The sequence below is a fragment of the Prosthecobacter sp. genome (assembly GCF_044378005.1).
In the GTDB taxonomy this organism is placed as follows: domain Bacteria; phylum Verrucomicrobiota; class Verrucomicrobiia; order Verrucomicrobiales; family Verrucomicrobiaceae; genus Prosthecobacter.
On record NZ_JBILYB010000037.1, the window covers coordinates 17,452 to 34,623 of the forward strand.

A 17,172-nucleotide genomic window follows, 5' to 3' on the forward strand; every position below is an offset into this window, starting at 1 on the left:
TCAGAGGTTCATCATTCGTCCACGCTCCAGGCTCCCTGCCGGTAGGTGACGCCCAGGGTCTGGTCGAATTCGAGGCAGAGTGGGCAGGAGCCGGCGGTGCCGACGATGTTGCCCTTGCCTTTGAAAATGAGGTCCCCATCCGTGACGACGCCGAGCAGCTTCACCGTGCCGCGTACACTGACCGCGCAGAGTGCCTCACCCGAGAGGCCGAGCGTGATGCGTCCGCCAAAGGTCGGGCCTTCGACGAAGTAAAAGGCACCCGCTCCCACCCCGGCGGAGATTTTAAACATGCAGGTGGCGGGAACGCCGAGCAGTACCTCGGTGAGCGGCAGCCAGACTTCCCCATAGACATAAGCTCCGGTGAAGGGGGGCTGACCCAGCACGCTGGCGGTGTCCGGGTCCACGATCATGAGCGGGTCGAGGGAGCAGGTCTTGCCAAAGAAGATGCCGCCCGCGCCTTCATACGAGGTCACGACGACGCGCGCCGTGGCGGCGATGTAGGCGAAGTTGAGGCCGGAGAAGTCCGGCTTTGCCCCGATGCCGACGGCGGCGGAGAGTTCGGAGACGGTCACACCCTCGAAGTCGAACTCGCCATTGGTCATCTGGAAGGAGCCGCCGATGCCGGTGGGCAGGTAGGGTGAGTCAGCATTTGCGCGCCCGATGGTGAAGAGTACGCCGATGTCTGCCCGGCGCTGGGTGTCCGGCGGCTCGACACCTGGAACGGCCTCGACGACCTCCTCCGCAGGTGGCGCGGGGGCGGGGCTCCAGTCCAGCGGCACGTCCAGTGCGCCGATGCGGATCTCCACGGTTTGCTGTCCAGGTTCGGCTGGACCGCAGCCTTTGTTCTCCGTGGATGAGTCAAAGCACATCATCTCAAAGTAGGCTTTGAGGTTCATCTTCTCCGGCAGACTCAGCTCCACCTGAGCATCGATGCGCAGCCGCCGCAGCGTGTCTCCCTCGATGTGGGCGTAGCCGTCCACCTTCCCCGCGCCAAGCACATCGGCGATGGGGCCGATGGCTTTGTTGATCTCTTCATCCAGCGGAGCCAGCACTTCCTTGATCACCCTCAGGCACATCTCATTGAGCTGGGCATACACGGTGTCGATGGCAGAGTGAACCGCCATGCGCACCTCCGCGATATGCTGGCGCAGCACATGCTGGATGTTTTGGATGAGGCCGGACTCCATCAGCTTGTCCCGCAAATAAGCGCGCAGGAAAGCGCGCATCTCATCCCGCGTGAACTCCTGGAGCAGGTTCAGCCCGTCGTTGGCGACGGCGAGCGGTGTGTCCGCCGAGGCGGCGGTGGCCGCGTCCTCGACGAATTTCTTCAGGTCTTTCGCAGCGTCCTTGACGAGCTTGTCGAGTTCATCTGCCTTCTCATCCACCACCCTTTGCAGCTCGCCGGCGATGCTTTGAGCCGAGCCGATGTCATTCTGGACGGACTTCACTTTGGCGCGCACCTCCGCCAGCACGCCCTTGAGCTCCTGGAGTGCCTCAGTGAGGCGGTCGAGCGTCGGGTCAAAGTCCCCAATCATGCCGTTCAGCTCGTCGTTGATGTAATTGGCGTTGCCCGCCAACAGAGCCTCCAAAACGGGGGCCACGTTTTCCGGGACGGAGGCACGTACCAGCCCATTGACCAGGCTTTGCACGATCTGGCGCTCGGTGGGACTGCCGGGAATGTTGGAGATCGGCACTTCGCGGATGATGCCCCGGCGAAGTAGCTCGGCGGGAATCTCACCGGCGAAGGGTGTGAGGAGCCCGTTCACTTTTTCATAGATCGTCGCGACGGGGATATTGTTGACGTCCACCTTGAAGTCGCCGCAGACGATGTCGATAGCGAGGATGCTCTGATCCAGGGACTCAGCCACCTGATTCACGATGCTCGCGGTGGTGTTCACGCCGGAGACGATCTCGCCGATCTTTTGCCTCAAGATTGATGTTCCAGCCTGCTCACTTCCCACATAGTCATGGATCTGTTTCAACAACCCCTTCTCGGCATCGTCCATCCACTCGCGGTTGTCCAGCGGGCCACCGTTGAGGACATGCTGGTTGTATGAGTTTTCGAGATTGGTGTAGAAGGTGTCGAACACCTGGGCGGTGAGGTCCTCCGTCACCTTATTGATGAGTTTGTCGATGTTATCGCTGACCAGATCATCCAGTTGGTTCACTCCATTGATCAGGGAGGCGGCACCACGATTGACCTGCGTGTGGGCGGCATCGTGCAGTCTGTCCAGCCCCTGAGAGACGGCATTGGAGAGGTTCAGCCGCTTCAGGTCTGCAAACTGGCCGCCGAAGGTGATCTCCAGGTTCTCCGCACTGAGGTAATCGACCTGATGTTTGAAGTTCATGATGACGATGTCCACTTTTTGCGGTGCCTCGCCGACGAAGTCCCGAGTGCTGCGGTTCCACTTCAGAGGATACTCCAGCGGCACGAGTCCAAAGATGGACTGACGTGCCTTTACCGTGAAGGCGTCTGGCTGGAGAGGGAAGCGGTAGGCGTCTGCGGTGATGCTGTGGCTGCTGTCCGGAAAGCCACGGTGATCGCGGTCAAAAAGCACATTTTTAAAGAACGTGTCCGTGGCGACTCCGCCCTCCGCCCAGCCTGAGGTGAGGGAGACGAGCGCCCCGGCGAGGTTTCTGTTCGCGCTGGTCATCACATGCACCTCCAGGTCCAGGAAGTAGGGCACGGGGCAGCGCGCGCCGAAGCCGACAAAACCCGTGCTCGGAGCCCCCGGTGCCTCGGGATTGTTGAAGTAGAGCTTGGAGACGGGGTTCATCTTGTAGATCTCCTGGTCATCTCCCGTGCCCGGCCCCTTCATTTCCACCACAGCAGGCAGCCCCAGGCGGCCATCCACGCCGGGCAGTTCTCTGGCCAGCGTGCCGAGGTTTCCGTTCGGCAGGAAGATGAGCGAGCCATAAAGCGGTGTGGAGATATTGGCGGCTCCGCTTTCCACCATCATCGTCAGATCACGCCTGCCGCCAGCACAGTCACCGCCAGCTCCGACAAAGCGGATGTCCAGCGGCTTGAAGCTGCCATCCCAGTAGCTCAACGGCTTCACACCTGCCTCGCTGGAGTCGATCTCGCCATCTCCCAGCGCCCCCTTGCAGCCGATCTGGAGCGCTTTGAAGCGCTGGGTGAACTCCGTTTCGGCGATGTTTTTCACCTTGGGCACACTGACCTGCCCATTGATCCGGGAGGGCTCGGCCACGGGCTCGCTGCCATTGGAGAGGAAGGCCATCTCCCACTTCGTGAAGTCGAAGTCGTAATCATAGAGCCGCAGCTCAGGGGGAAAGGTCACCGCCACATGCCGCCCGGAGACACCGCTGCGGCGGACATAGTATTTGGACACGCCCGGCCTGAGTCCGAGGTCCAGGCTGGTATCCATGTCAGCGATGCGTACCTTACCATCCTGATTGGTTGTGTTGGCGACAGTGAAGTTCAACCCTGCATAAGCTCCTGCCCCCAGCAGGTACTCGTCCGTGTTAGGATAGACCATGCCGGGCACCTGTGGGTCAAACCCGGCATACAGCACTGCTCCTGGCGCGCGTAACTCTGCCTCCGGTGACGCGCCTGCATAGAGCTGATGTCCAGGGATGAAGAGTGATGCCGCCGTGAAGGCTCCCGTCTCGTGGGAGAAGAAACCATCATCCCGTCGATCCCACTGCAGAGCGTGCGACGTGACCGTGCCAACCGCAAACAAGCCGCCGTCTGGCGTGAAGCCCAGCACGCCGCCTGCGGGAGTGAATGAGGCGCTCTTGCTGGCACCCGACTTTGGGCAGTCGCCCTGCGTGCATTCCGTCAGATACGTCACTCCCACACTGCCGGTGACTTGCAGCCTGCTCAAATCTGGATCGACGGCCCCATCACGGATCTCCACCCGGTTCTCACTGCCAGAACTGCTGACGAGCGTATCAAGCGGCATGTGGGTGCGGAAATCACCCGGGCTCAGTTCGATGGACGCCTCCTCGGTGCGAGCACTGCCATCTTCTGCCTGGATAAAGACTAGACTTTTGCTGCCGGCTCTGGCGAAGCGGAGATAGCCATCATTGCTCAGACGTGTCTGCATGTCCGAGGTTTCATGCTGTCCATCCCTCTGTTGATCGGCCAGTTGAGTAAAGGCGGCTTTATGCACCCATTCGGCGTTTTCTGCATCGAAGATGAATTTCCCCTCCGTGCTCAGGCTGAATCTGGTGACCTGGTATAGCACGGGGCGGGCTTCATCGAAGACCCAAGCATCAGCGCCAAGACTGCTGATGCTGAGCAGCCCCGCGTGAGACAGATTCGACTGAAGCACAACGTCCAGCACGGTGAGGCTGGCCTTGAACTTCCCTCCCGATGTGGCTCGCGCGACTGTGAAGCCCAGCCCCTGTGGCAGATTCACTTTTGCATCTGCCAGCACGCCGTTGTTTCTGAGGCGCAGGTTGGTGTAGCTGATGCGCACATTGCCCGTGGTTCTCTCCAGCGGCGGGCTGTTCGCTGCCACGGTGACATTGGTCGGCTGCAGGCTGACGACCTCCGCCACGCCGCTGGGCAGCAGGCGGACAGACAGATTGTTGATGGTCGTGAAGTTCAGGCCAGTCTGTCCGATGATGTTGCCACCGCCGATGCTCAGCACGGTGGCGAGCGTGCTATCAGTGGGCTTGGCTGCATTCAGCGCCAGCGTGCCGGGCACGGGCGTGTTTTTGATGGAGTCCATGCTCGTCTGCGCACCACCCGTGAAGCGCAGCGTGCCGCTGAAGTGCATGAGCCGCTGGCTGGTCAGGTCCGCCAGATTACCGAGCGTACGCAGTGCCAGTGCTGGGTTCACGTCATCCTGCACCTCCACCCTTACCTGCACACGGTAGGTGCGGTTTACGGAGTCGAGCTGCGCGAGCGGGCGGATGCTGGCCGTCAGAGTCTGCGCCCGCGTGCTGGGGCTGTTCGGTGTGCCGCTGATGAAGGCGCCGAGCACGGTCGAAGGGATCGTGTTATCAGCGGTGCTGTCAGTGCTCAGAGGGATCACATTCCCCAAATCATCTGTCAGGGTGGTCGTGGTACGGAGGCGGACATCGCGCGCCACATCCCCCAGGTCATAGCGGCAGATCAGCATAGGCAGGCTCACGGTGAAGCTCCGCTGAGTCGTGTTCGTGACGAGGGCGAAGGATTTGCTCAGCGTCGCCGGGGCAGTGAGGTGGGCTTCGACATTCAGCTTCGAATTCGCCGCACCCGTCTGAGTGAAATGCACCACCGTGAAGCTCGTGCTATCTCGTGGGCTGCCGACGTTCGAGAAGGTGCTGCCCGAGCCCTGCACCTGGATTTGCGCCCGCACGACGTAACTCCGCCCGGCACCGAGATCGGCATTCGGGTCCAGATTCAGCGTGAAGTCACGGAATGTCGTGCCCGAGCCCGCGAAATTGATGCTCTGCGCCGATGACAGCGCGCTGGCAGCCACGAGCGCCACCGGCGCATTGCCTGCGGCACTGTCCAGGAGCAGCGCGCTGACACGGAAGCTCTGCTTCACCGCCGCGCCGAGGGGAAAGGTGACACGCACGGTGACAGGCAGCTTGTTCCGCGTCTCCGGGGCCGTGCCTGAGTCCTGGTCGATCACGAAGTGTGGACTCGATGGCGTACCCGTCGGCGGTGTCACCGTGATGGCGCTGGGATTGATCGTCTGTGCGCCCGCCGTGGTGCTGAGCAGGAGGAAGAGGAGGAGAGTTTTCATGGCATGAAGAGGGATGAACTGGGCATGAAGCCCCCTGCAGAGCAGATGCAGCCCACGGACGAACTTGCGACGAAAGGCGAAAAGAGTGGCCCGCGAGGCGCTGCGGCCTGTGCGCAAAAGGTGGAAGACAGATTTCATCACTAGGGCTATTCCACTTTTGTGGCCCAAAGTTTCGCGGATAATGGATTATTTTAAAATCGGCCCGCTTTTGTTACCTCGCCTAGTGACAGCCCCCGCCTTCTCCGCAGGCTATAATGTTTCCCCGTGTGCGGAGCAGAAGAGCGTGCAGATACCGCAGTTCCTCGTCCACCTCGTGCGGCGCGCACACCGTGCAGGCCACTGCGGAGCGCAGTGTCTCGCGAAATTTCATCCGCAACCGATGCACGGCTGATTTCACTGCGCCGACATTCGTGTCCAGCCGCTCAGCAGCTGCCTCCAGCGTCATCGTTTCCCCGCCTGCGGGCAGGAAACGCTGAAGGATATCGAAGTCGGCTGCACTGCCGCGTGTCGCATACTCTTGCGAGAGAGTTTGGAGAGCATTCATTACCAGCGTGACCGCCCATTCTCGATCAAAATCCGGGCTGTCCAGCGGAGTCTCATCCGTCGGCTCAAAGCCGCGTTCCAACGCCGCCTCCAGGCTCTCAGGTGCATCACCGCTGCCGCGCTTGAGGGTGTTTTGTCGCGCCTGATGATGCGCCAGCATGTGGCACACACTGCCCAGCAGGAAATTGCGGAATCTCCCCCGGCTCTGCTGTGCCCGCTTCCAGGACTGTGAGCGCAGCCAGCTCAGGAAAAACTCCTGCACCAAGTCCTCCCGCTCCTGATCGAGATAGCCCCGCGCGGCGATGAAGATCGCCACCGGCTGGCGATAGATCTCGCACATCTTCGCCACAGCTTCGTAGCCATCGTCATCTCCATTCAGTGTGGCCTTGGCAAGGAGGATCCATTCGGTCTGCGGGAAATTCACCGGTGTCATTTGGGTTCCACGACGGATGCGTGACCCCGGCAAAACTTGCGCAAATACTCACCGACGACCCAAATCATCTCCCGCTCATTCCAGCGTCAGCAACTCGCGAGGATCATCCACGATCCTCTGCGCGCCGTTTTCACGCAGCTCATCGACGGAACGAAAACCCCAGCTCACGCCGATGCCGAGCATCCCGGCGTTTTGCGCAAAGGCCATGTCGATGCCCGAGTCGCCGACATAAGCGCAGGCGGTGACATCCACGCCGAGCACAGCAGCCATCTCGTGTGCGCCAGCGGCGTCGGGTTTGCGCGGCACTTCGGCGCGTTGGCCGAGAATGTGATCAAAGATCTCCCTGCCGAAGAAATGCTCCGTCATCGGCACGGTGAAGCGATGCGCCTTGTTCGAGATCACGCCAAGCTTAACGCCGCGTGCCTTTAGCGCGGCCAACATTTCGTCGATGCCTTCATAAGGTCGCGTCTGTGCATTCCAGAGCGTGTCGTAGTGGGCTCGATACTCCTCCACGCAGGTGAGGATGAGCTTCTCCTCACGCACCGACTCCGGCAGGGCGCGCTCGACGAGCTTCTCCATGCCATCGCCGACCATCTGCTTGAAGTCCCCGGGCTTGCAGCGCGGATACCCACGATCATCGAGCATCCGGTTGATCGACTCCGCGATGTCCGCGAGCGAGTCGATGAGGGTTCCGTCGAGGTCGAAGATGTAGGCTTGGGGGGAGGGCATCACGTTCCTTGGCTGAGTATTCGAGAGCGATCAAGCCTGCCCATGGCGAAGTCGGTGGGCAGGGAAGGGGATGTCTCCGATCCCTGATTTCGGCTGGCGGGGACTGGAAAGCTGTGTATTCGCAAAGGCTCTCCCATGGTCCTGCCCATCGTCCGCTACCCCGAACCTGTCCTCCGTGCCAAATGCCGAACGATCGCTCAAGCGACGCCGGAGATCCGTGAACTCGCGGCGAACATGATCGAAACCATGCGCGCAGCCAATGGCGTGGGGCTGGCGGCACCGCAGGTGGCAAAGGATCTACAGCTCGCGGTAATCGACGTGTCCCACAATCCAAAGTGCATCAGTTACCTGCGCATCAATGGCGAACCGGTGGACATGGTGAAGCACATGCCCGTCATCTTTTTGAACCCGGTGCTGGAACTCGGCAAAGAGAAGGACATCGACGAAGAAGGCTGCCTCAGCTTCCCCCGCTTGCGTGGCGATATCCGCCGCAGTCTCGATGTGAAGGTAACCTTCCAGACGCTCGATGGCGAAACGCAGACCTGGGAGACCGACGGATTGCTCTCCCGTGCCTTCCAGCACGAGACCGATCACCTCAACGGCGTGCTTTTCATCGACCGCATGTCAGCCACGGCCAAGGTGACGCTGAAGCGCAAGTTGTCTCGCCTGATGGAAGAGTGGACCGAGGACGACGAGGCCTGATGCCATGATTGCTGTCAATGCGCCGCATCCACTGCTGCCCGCGATTGATCGCGAGCATGGCGCGGCGGAGGTGAATGCGCTCGGCAAAGATCGCGGTGCTGTGTTTTACGAAACCTGTCATCTCTATGCGCAGACGCTCTGGCAGCAGGGCTTTCCGGCGAAGTGTATTCTGGCGCTGAATCGTGCGCTGAGCTGCGTGCTGTCAGCGGATGACCCCGTGATGGCGCGCCTGCCTCTGCCTTATCAGGCGCTGGCCTGGCTCATGATTCATCGTCCTGGCGAGGAGCAGTTCATGGGCAATCCAAAACGACACTGGCAGCACCTGGCCACGCGCATGGTCGAGCCGAATAAAGAGCTGCGCTCCTGGCGCGCCTGGGCCTGCTGGTATCTGGCGAAGGAGATCCTGCCCGAGTTACAGTTTCCGCCGGATCTGAAGCAGATCATCGAGGAAGGCGTGAGTGAGCCGACACATGCGATGATCGCTGAGAAGCTCCAAATGCTCTCTCCTGCGGATGATCTCACGCGCTGGGAGGTTGCCCTTGCCTGGACGCGGGCCGAGCTTGGCAAAGCAGCTCATGCACCTCTGGTGATGCGAGTGCGCCGTATCGGTGTGGAGGAGCTGCCTGTGGTGCAGAAGCTCGCGCATCGCATCTGGCCTGCGATTTATCCCGGTATCATCACCGATGCGCAGATCGACTACATGCTCTCGATCTGGTATCAGCCCAGCGCCATGGCGCGGGAGATGGAACTGCGCGGCACCTGGTTTGCCCTGATCGAGGCCGCAGGGCACGGGCCGGTGGGCTATGTTTCCTTTGAAAACTACGCTGGCACGGACGTCTGCTTCATCAACAAGCTCTACCTCCTGCCGGAAATGCATGGGCGCGGGCTCGGTGCAGCAGCGCTGACCTGGGCCAGTGAGCGTGCCCGCGAGCTTGGTTGCACGAAGCTGCAACTGCGCGTGAACCGGGCCAACACGCAGGCCATCCGCGCCTATCAGCGTGCAGGTTTTGTCTTTCTCGAAGAGATCTGCACGGACATCGGCAGCGGCTTTGTCATGGATGACTACCGCATGGAAAAGCGGCTGTGATCAGCCGACGAGTTCCTTGCGGGTAAAGGCGGCCACGACGGGGAAGCCTTTGCTCTCGATGTTTTGCCGCCCGCCTTCTTCACGATCCACGAGGATGAGGGCGAAGGCGACCTTTCCGCCTTCGGCTTCGATGGCCTGGATGGCTTTCAACGTGGAGTCACCCGTGGTGATCACGTCATCCACGACGACCACAGGCTCATCCGGTGTGAAGTTCCCCTCGATGCGTTTGCCGCGACCGTGGTCCTTTGCCTCCTTGCGCACCACGAATGCCTGAACCGGCTTTGCATCGCCTGCCATGCTAGAGGTCATCGCCACGGCGAGCGTGATCGGGTCCGCTCCCATCGTCAGTCCGCCGAGCGAGCCGATCTTGAGCCCACGAGCCAGCTCTTCTTTGCGGAAGAGATCATGCAGCACGCGTCCGACGAGCACCGCACCGCGTGCGTCCAGCGTCGTCACGCGGCAATCGACGTAGAGATCACTCTCCTTGCCGGAGGCCAAAGTAAATTTGCCCGTCTTCACGGACTTGGAACGGAGGATCTGGGCGAGTTCGGCGCGGTCGGATTCGAGGGACATGGTTCCGAGGGTTTAGCGGAAGGAGCGTCGGACGCAAGAGGCAGCATCCATCGGCCCGTAATAACCTGACTTCCGAATGAAACTTGTGCTCATTGCCCTGCTCCCGGCGCTTGTCCTGCTCACCCCGGCAGCACACGCGGCGGCTGAGTTTAATCGGGAGGTGCGCCCGATCCTCTCGGACAAGTGCTTCAAGTGTCATGGATTCGATGCAGCGACCCGGAAAGCCAAACTGCGGCTGGATGTGGCGGAGGAGGCCCGGAAGGTCATCGAGTCCGGTGAGTTCATCGAACGCATCACCACAACGGATTCGGAGGAAATCATGCCGCCATCCAAGGATCATGAACCGCTCAAAGCCGCCGAGATCACGATCTTGAAGCAATGGATCGCCGAAGGAGCCGAGTATCAGGCGCATTGGGCCTTTGTATCTCCGAAAGCATCCGCGACTAGCTCCATCGACGAGATCGTGAAAGCATCGCTCACAAAGCAGGGACTCAAACCTTCGCCAAAAGCAGATGAGGCCACTTTGCGAAGACGCGTCTCGCTCGCACTCACCGGCCTGCCCCATACATCGCATGACTCCCATCAGTCCTATGAGCAGCTCGTCGATTCTCTCCTCGCCTCGCCACACTTCGGCGAACGTCTCGCACTCGACTGGCTGGATGCGGCACGCTACGCGGATACGCACGGCTATTACACGGACGCGGAGCGACAGGCCTGGCCGTGGCGGGACTGGGTGATCCGCGCTTTCAATGCGAACATGCCGTTTGATCAGTTCACCATCGAACAAATCGCGGGTGATCTGCTGCCGAATGCCACACTTGATCAAAAGATCGCCACCGCCTTCAACCGCAACCACACGGTCACGAATGAAACCGGCGTCATCGAGGACGAATACCGCCTGGGCTACGTCAGCGACCGCGTGGAGACCACGACGGCGACGTGGCTGGGCCTGACGATGGGCTGCGCGAAGTGCCACGACCATAAATTCGATCCGCTGACGCAGCGCGACTACTACAGCCTCTTCGCCGCCTTCAACAACATCGACGAGAAAGGCATCATCAAAGATCAGGCCGAGCCAACGATTGCGCTGCCGACGAAGGAACAAGAACAGCATTTGGCAAAACTCAGCACCGAGCTGAAGCGGCTCAATGCCGCTTACGCCGCCAAAAAACCTGCGCTGAGCCACGAGATCGAACTTTGGGAGAAAACAGCGCTGCAAGCATTGCCTGCCGCTTCGACGAAGGGCAGCCTCGTTCACTTTGATTTCGATGCCGATGCACTCGACCACGGCCCGAGGCGCGTGAAGTCGAAAACGACCGGCAAACTCGTCAGTGGCCCTGGCGTGAAAGGTGGAGCCACCGTGCTGGATGCCACGCAATACATCGACTTCGCCGACCCACAGCCGATGGAGCGGGATCAAGCATTCACGTTATCGGTGTGGATCAACCCCGGCAGCTCGCCGCAGGGCTGCGTGGCCTCGAAGCAGGACTCCGATGCGAATGCGCGTGGCTTTGAGATCCTCTGGTATAAATCGCAGCCGCGCATCAACCTCGCGCATCGTTACGGTAATGACGGCATTGAGGTGGTGGCGAAGGACAAGTTCGGGGGAGGTCAGTGGCGGCACCTGGTGATCACCTATGACGGCTCGTCAAAGGCCGCAGGACTCAAAGTTTATGTCGATGGCAAGCTGAGCTCGGTGGATGTGCGGCGTGACTCGCTGAGCGGCTCAATCGCTTCCAAGGAACCCTGGCGCATCGGTTGGAAAGGCACCGGCATCGGCTTTGAGGGCAGCGTGGATGAGTTTCGGCTGTTTGACCGGGCAATCAGCGGCGATGAGGTGGCTGCGCTGCATTGGCGCGAGTTTTTGGAAGGCACGCTGGCCACCGCCCGCGACAAACGCATCCGCAGTACGAGTGACAAGCTGGAGGCCTATTACATCGAGCACCACGGCACGCCGGAGCTGGTGAAGCTCTCCCAGCAACTCATGGCAACACGCAGCGCGGAAGCCGAGACGAAGAAGCAGATCCTCTCCATCGCCGTGATGCAGGAGATGGCAAAGCCACGCGACACGCACATCCTCACACGCGGCCAATACGATCAGCCCGGCGAAAAAGTGAGCTTCGACGTGCCCTCCTCGCTCGGCGAACTGCCCGCGAAGTCGCCGCCGAATCGTCTCGGCCTCGCACAGTGGCTGGTGAGCACAGACAATCCGCTTACGGCTCGTGTGGCGGTGAACCGCCTCTGGGCGCAGTGCTTCGGCGACGGCCTGGTGCGCACGCCGAATGACTTCGGCCTGCAAGGCGAAGCACCGACGAATCCCGAGCTGCTCGACTTCCTCGCCGTGCACTTCCGCGATGGCGATGCCACGACTAAACCCTGGGACATCAAAGCCTTGCTCAAACTCATCGTCATGAGCGAGACCTTCCGGCAATCATCGAGCTTCACGCCGGAGCTTCTCGCACGGGACCCGGACAATCGCCTGCTCGCCCGTGGCCCGCGTTTTCGCCTGCCAGCGGAAATCATCCGCGATCAAGCGCTCGCCATCAGCGATCTGCTCGTGCCGAAGATCGGTGGACCGAGTGTGAAGCCACCACAGCCACCCGGCCTCTGGGAAGCCGTCAGCTACAATGGCGAGGCCGTCTATCAGGCCGACAGCGGCGAAGCCACGCATCGTCGTGGCCTCTACACCTTCTGGAAACGTCAGTCGCCACCGCCAGACATGCTCACGCTGGATGGCCCCACGCGTGAAGTGTGCAAGATTCGGCGTCCACGCACCAACACACCGCTGCAAGCCCTGCTGCTGCTCAACGACGCCAATTACCAGGAAGCCGCCCAGGCCTTAGCGAAGCGTGTGCTGGCCGAAAAGACCGACCGCCTCGCCAAAGCCTTCCGCATGGCGACTGGACGTGCTCCGAAACCTACCGAGCTGGCCGAACTGAAAGCTTTCCTCGACGCCCAACTAGCTCACAGCTCCGAACTCACTGCCTGGACGATGCTCGCGAGCCTGTTGCTGAATCTGGATGAAGTTCAAACCCAGCACTGATGCCATGAATCATCCTCACGACCTTCATTCGCTCAGCACACGCCGCCAGTTCTTCGGGCGCACAGCGTCGGGCATTGGATCGCTCGCGTTGTCGTCGATGCTCAATGGGGAGACGCCTCTGCATTTCGCCCCGAAGGCAAAGCGCATCATTTATCTCTTCATGCAGGGCGGCCCGTCGCAGCTCGATCTCTTTGATCCGAAGCCGGGATTGGCAAAGCGACACAGTGAGAAACTGCCGGAATCAATCCGCAAAGGCCAGCGGCTCACCACGATGACCTCGAAGCAAGCTTCGCTGCCGGTGGCACCTTCGCCGTTCCAGTTTGCGCAGCATGGGCAGAGCGGCGCGTGGATCAGCGAACTGCTGCCGCACACAGCGAAGATGGCGGATGAGCTGTGCATCATCCGCTCGATGAACTCGGAGGCGATCAATCACGATCCAGCGATCACCTTTTTGCAAACCGGGCACCAACAGCCCGGCAGGCCGAGTTTTGGCAGTTGGCTGAGTTATGGACTCGGCACCGAGAACAAGGATTTGCCTTCCTTTGTCGTGCTCATTTCACGTGGCAGCGCCGTGTCGCCTGCGGACCCACTTTATGCGCGGCTTTGGGGCTCCGGCTTTTTGCCGTCGAGCCATCAGGGCGTGAGTTTCCGCTCCAGCGGTGATCCTGTGCTCTATCTGTCGAACCCCGAAGGCGTGAGCCGCGAGGGCCGTCGACGCATGTTGACCACGCTGGGCAAACTTAATGCCATGCAGCACGCGGAGACGCTCGATCCCGAGATCAACACGCGCATCGCTCAATATGAAATGGCGTTTCGCATGCAGACCAGCGTGCCCGATTTGACCGATCTCAGCGGCGAGCCGGACGATACTTTTAAGCGCTACGGCGAGGACGCGCGACGTCCGGGCACATTTGCCGCGAACTGCCTGCTCGCCCGTCGTCTCGCGGAGCGCGGTTGTCGTTTCATCCAGCTCTACCATCGCGGCTGGGACCAGCATTACAATCTGCCGACGAACCTCGCACTTCAGGCGCATGACGTGGATCAGGCGGGAGCCGCGCTCGTCGCTGATCTGAAGCAACGCGGGCTGCTGGAGGACACGCTTGTCGTTTGGGGTGGCGAGTTTGGCCGCACGACTTACAGCCAGGGTCGGCTCACAGGCACGAACTTTGGCCGCGATCATCATGGCCGATGCTTCAGCATGTGGATGGCCGGTGGTGGCGTGAAGCCCGGCATCACTCACGGTGAAACCGACGACTACAGCTACAGCGTCACCCGTGATCCGGTGCATGTGCATGATCTGAATGCCACCATCCTCCGCCTCTTCGGCGTGGATCATTTGAAGCTCACCTATCGCTTCCAAGGACGTGATTACCGCCTCACCGACCTCGCGGGCGAGGTGGTGAAGGGCATCCTCGCGTGAGAGAATTACTCCGCCTGAGCAAGCTCTGGGAGATCGCGTTCGAGTTCGAGGATGCGCTGGAGGGCATCGAGGAATTCGTCCGCCGCCTCTACTGGCAGCATGATGGTGTCCCGGCGTCCGCGCACGTCTTCGGTGATTTTGATCACGCGTCCGCGCTCGTTCTCCTTCAGATCTAAAAAGAAGATCTTCCGATCTGTCATGATCTTTTCAGAATGGAGCGGCGGGCTGCCGCGCCTGGGTTGTTCTTCAAAGTCGTCGTTCCTCATTCTCTGATGACCTCCACGGTTCCGTTTGCTGTTGGTATGCTAAATTAGACCTGCTGAGTGTAAAAACAGCCCCGGTGATGTCAATGCTTCTATCTCGATGCTGAAGGATTCCTGAGCGGGGGTTTATTTCCCATCCCAGAGGAAGTGTTCCAGTCGGATCTTCGTGGCGCGCTCCTTGGCCTCAAGCGCTCGATCTCCAGAAGTGGTGGCGAGTTTTTCGGCGAGGCGGGCGGCGGCTTCCCACTGTTTGCCACCTTCGAGGAGGTCGATGCCGAAGAATCCGGCGCGGTAGTACCAGCGGAACTCCGCTGGGTCGGATGGGCCGGTGAAGCCGGTGGCCTGGACGACATCGTAGCTGGCTTCCAGTGCTTCAGCATCCCGTCCGGCAGAGTGCAGTGCCACGGCGAGCGTGTAGCCGCCACGCGCGCGCCATTGGAACGTCAGATCATCCTCACGCAAAAAGGCCTGCAACACCGTGATGGCACTGGTGAGTGAGCCGACATCTCCTTTGCCGAGCACCATGAGGATTTCGACTTTTTCGCAGGTGAGAGAGCGCCGCAGTTCTTTCGAAAGGTTTTTCTCCGTGAGCAGGGAGTCGAGCAGCGTCAGCGCCTCAGCTTCCTGGCCGGCACGTCGTTTGGCCATGGCCTGCTGCTGGCGTGCAGGGATGCTCAGCGGGCCGCCGCGTTCGGCGAGTTCCTGCCAGAGGCTGATCGCTGTTTCGCGCCCCTCGTCACTCATCATGGAGAGCGCCGACATGCCGGCAAAGTAGAGTGCGGTATCTGCATAGGGGGATGCGGCGGTCTCCTTCGCCACCAGTTCAAATTCGGTGCCCGCTGCGGCGAAGTTCTCCAGGCGGAAGTAGGCATCAGCCACTTTCATGCGCACGAGCGCTGCTTGACTGGTCTCAGGCCAGGCTTTGAGAAAAGCGGTGCCTGCTTCGGTGAGTTCCTTTAGCCGCCCCTGACGATCCAGCCGCCATAGTTTTGTGAGTAGAGCACGCTCGCGTTGCCTGTCAGTGATCTTGGGCAGGTTCTCAGCAGCTTTCAGCGCGCGATCCACCTCTGCGAAGTCCGTGGGCACGCGCATCAGAAGTACTTCAGCGAGGGCCAGATGGGCGTCGAAAAGTCGAGCGTGCTGCGCGTGTCTTTGGATAAACCCGCGCAGCTCTGTCTCGGCCTCGTTTGTTGCCTTGGCCGCAAGTTCGAGGGCGCGGTCGAGCTCCAGATCCGCAGATGCATCGCCGCTCACGACCTGGAGCTGGGCGAGGAGAGATTGATACAGCGCGATCTCACCAGCACGCAGCGCGGAAACACCCGCATTGTAGAGAGCGGACCGGCGCTCAGCCAGGGTGGTGGCCAGATTGGCGGCGGTTTGAAAAAGCTCTGCCGCACGTGGGTAGTCGCCGCGTGTGTAAGCTGTGCCTGCGGTGACGAATTCAATCATGGACGAGCCATTGGCACCGAATCGGCGACGCCACATCTCTGTCAGTGCAGCCACTCGAGCGTCTGCTTTTCCAGCGCTGTAAGTCTCCAGAGCCAGCTGCATGGCATCTTCATTCTGTGGATGACCGACATGGATCTGGAGCTGCGCTTCGAGCAGCCCGAGAGCTTCGAAGTTCCGCTCCTGTGCGGCCAGCCAGCGAGCCAGCAGCAGCATGGCATGACCTTGAAACAAGGAAGTCGTGGCAGGCGCGGTCAGGGCGGCACGTTGAGCGGCATTACCCTCGGCCAGCCAGCGCAGCGTGGCATCGGGCGGGAGCAGCGTGGCCTTTTCACTCAAACACCGGGCCAGGAGATCAAAGGCACTGGTCCACAGTTCACTCTCCGCCGTGTTGTCGAGGAACTGCACCAGCACCTCGACAGCCTGGGCGCGATTGTTTTCACGAAGGAAGGAATCTGCGAGCAGAATAGAGGCGGCGTGATGCACCCGCTCTCCGCCCTGAGTGCCGCTCACGAGTTCGCGGAGCTGCGTCTGTGCCTCTGTCTGCCTGCCTGCCTCAACGAGGCCTTGTGCAAGAAGCAGACGTGCTTTGTCATCCAATGGCTGGGCGGGGTGGGTGAGATCTGCCAGCGCCTGCTCCACACGTCCGGCTCGCAGCTCCACTTCATCCCACATGCGGCTCGCGCGCATCGAGATGATCTTGTCAGGGCTCTCTCGCAACGGCTCCAAGATCTCGCGGGCCTGGGCGAGATTCCCTGTCGCCAGACTCACCTGTGCCAGGAGAAATCGCTCCTGGCTTGTCGCGCTATTTTCACGCACACGACCGATCAGCAGCTTCTCAGCGGTATCAAGCTCACCTGCCTGCACCCGTGCTTGGGCGATCCAGAAATCGGCATTCGGCACCTTTTCGCTTTGGAGGATTTTCAGTGCAGCCCGGCCATCGCTGGCACGCACCCAGGCTTCCACAGCCAGGGAGGCCAGGGTCTGCCGCTCGGTGGAGCGTGGCGCAGCAGCCTCCATGAGACGAGTGGCCTTCAGGGCTGCCACGGCGGGCAGTCCATCGAGCAGAGCCTGACGCACGGCGCGGTATTCCGGCATCTCCTCCAGATCGACCGCTTGCACCGTAGAGACGGCGCTGGCGAGCAGCATGAAGGCATGAATGATGGGGCGTGGCAGTAGCATCTTACTTCAAACTAGGCCGCTGGGGCGATGTGGCAAGCGATGCGGCACA

Annotated in this window: 10 protein-coding genes; 4 read left to right on the plus strand and 6 right to left on the minus strand. The window is 60.8% G+C overall.

All coding sequences use genetic code 11. The annotated features are described in order from the left end of the window. Positions 1-11: 11 nt before the first annotated feature. From AC6FTP_RS09870 to AC6FTP_RS09880, 3 genes are all read right to left on the minus strand, one after another. Positions 12-5,702, minus strand: a complete 5,691-nt coding sequence (locus AC6FTP_RS09870) for a hypothetical protein (protein ID WP_497206743.1) — start codon at positions 5,700-5,702, stop codon at positions 12-14. 220 nt (positions 5,703-5,922) lie between these two features. Then, complete coding sequence (locus AC6FTP_RS09875) at positions 5,923-6,678, minus strand: RNA polymerase sigma factor (protein ID WP_497206744.1); 756 nt, start codon at positions 6,676-6,678, stop codon at positions 5,923-5,925. Between the two features lie 75 nt (positions 6,679-6,753). Beyond that, positions 6,754-7,407, minus strand: a complete 654-nt coding sequence (locus AC6FTP_RS09880; protein ID WP_497206745.1) for an HAD family hydrolase — start codon at positions 7,405-7,407, stop codon at positions 6,754-6,756. Positions 7,408-7,542: 135 nt separating this feature from the next. Here AC6FTP_RS09880 and def point away from each other — a divergent pair, with 135 nt between their 5' ends. Together def and AC6FTP_RS09890 are read left to right on the plus strand one after the other, a co-directional pair. Further along, positions 7,543-8,109 carry a peptide deformylase gene (gene def, locus AC6FTP_RS09885; RefSeq protein WP_497206746.1) on the plus strand — a complete coding sequence of 189 codons (567 nt, stop codon included), beginning with the start codon at positions 7,543-7,545 and terminating at the stop codon, positions 8,107-8,109. A gap of 4 nt (positions 8,110-8,113) precedes the next feature. Beyond that, positions 8,114-9,196, plus strand: a complete 1,083-nt coding sequence (locus AC6FTP_RS09890; protein ID WP_497206747.1) for a GNAT family N-acetyltransferase — start codon at positions 8,114-8,116, stop codon at positions 9,194-9,196. Here the strand turns inward: AC6FTP_RS09890 and pyrE are convergent, their stop codons facing one another. Further along, the gene (gene pyrE, locus AC6FTP_RS09895; protein WP_497206748.1) at positions 9,197-9,769 is read right to left on the minus strand and encodes an orotate phosphoribosyltransferase; all 573 of its coding nucleotides are present in this window, start codon (positions 9,767-9,769) and stop codon (positions 9,197-9,199) included. A gap of 76 nt (positions 9,770-9,845) precedes the next feature. On the opposite strand from pyrE, the gene AC6FTP_RS09900 reads away from it, so the two are divergent. Continuing rightward, positions 9,846-12,812, plus strand: a complete 2,967-nt coding sequence (locus tag AC6FTP_RS09900) for a DUF1553 domain-containing protein (protein WP_497206749.1) — start codon at positions 9,846-9,848, stop codon at positions 12,810-12,812. Positions 12,813-12,816: 4 nt separating this feature from the next. Next, a complete protein-coding gene (locus tag AC6FTP_RS09905) occupies positions 12,817-14,232 on the plus strand; it encodes a DUF1501 domain-containing protein (RefSeq protein ID WP_497206750.1) in 1,416 nt (471 codons plus the stop codon). Between the two features lie 5 nt (positions 14,233-14,237). Here AC6FTP_RS09905 and AC6FTP_RS09910 read toward each other — a convergent pair whose 3' ends face one another. Then, positions 14,238-14,498 carry a DNA-binding protein gene (locus tag AC6FTP_RS09910; protein WP_497206751.1) on the minus strand — a complete coding sequence of 87 codons (261 nt, stop codon included), beginning with the start codon at positions 14,496-14,498 and terminating at the stop codon, positions 14,238-14,240. A gap of 123 nt (positions 14,499-14,621) precedes the next feature. Next, positions 14,622-17,123 carry a hypothetical protein gene (locus AC6FTP_RS09915; RefSeq protein ID WP_497206752.1) on the minus strand — a complete coding sequence of 834 codons (2,502 nt, stop codon included), beginning with the start codon at positions 17,121-17,123 and terminating at the stop codon, positions 14,622-14,624. Positions 17,124-17,172 lie beyond the last annotated feature (49 nt).

Bases quoted from the DNA above. Each gene is read 5' to 3' on its own strand.
- AC6FTP_RS09870 (WP_497206743.1), bottom strand. From the start codon at position 5,702: ATGAAAACTCTCCTCCTCTTCCTCCTGCTCAGCACCACGGCGGGCGCA.
- AC6FTP_RS09875 (WP_497206744.1), bottom strand. From the start codon at position 6,678: ATGACACCGGTGAATTTCCCGCAGACCGAATGGATCCTCCTTGCCAAG.
- AC6FTP_RS09880 (WP_497206745.1), bottom strand. From the start codon at position 7,407: ATGCCCTCCCCCCAAGCCTACATCTTCGACCTCGACGGAACCCTCATC.
- def (WP_497206746.1), top strand. From the start codon at position 7,543: ATGGTCCTGCCCATCGTCCGCTACCCCGAACCTGTCCTCCGTGCCAAA.
- AC6FTP_RS09890 (WP_497206747.1), top strand. From the start codon at position 8,114: ATGATTGCTGTCAATGCGCCGCATCCACTGCTGCCCGCGATTGATCGC.
- pyrE (WP_497206748.1), bottom strand. From the start codon at position 9,769: ATGTCCCTCGAATCCGACCGCGCCGAACTCGCCCAGATCCTCCGTTCC.
- AC6FTP_RS09900 (WP_497206749.1), top strand. From the start codon at position 9,846: ATGAAACTTGTGCTCATTGCCCTGCTCCCGGCGCTTGTCCTGCTCACC.
- AC6FTP_RS09905 (WP_497206750.1), top strand. From the start codon at position 12,817: ATGAATCATCCTCACGACCTTCATTCGCTCAGCACACGCCGCCAGTTC.
- AC6FTP_RS09910 (WP_497206751.1), bottom strand. From the start codon at position 14,498: ATGAGGAACGACGACTTTGAAGAACAACCCAGGCGCGGCAGCCCGCCG.
- AC6FTP_RS09915 (WP_497206752.1), bottom strand. From the start codon at position 17,123: ATGCTACTGCCACGCCCCATCATTCATGCCTTCATGCTGCTCGCCAGC.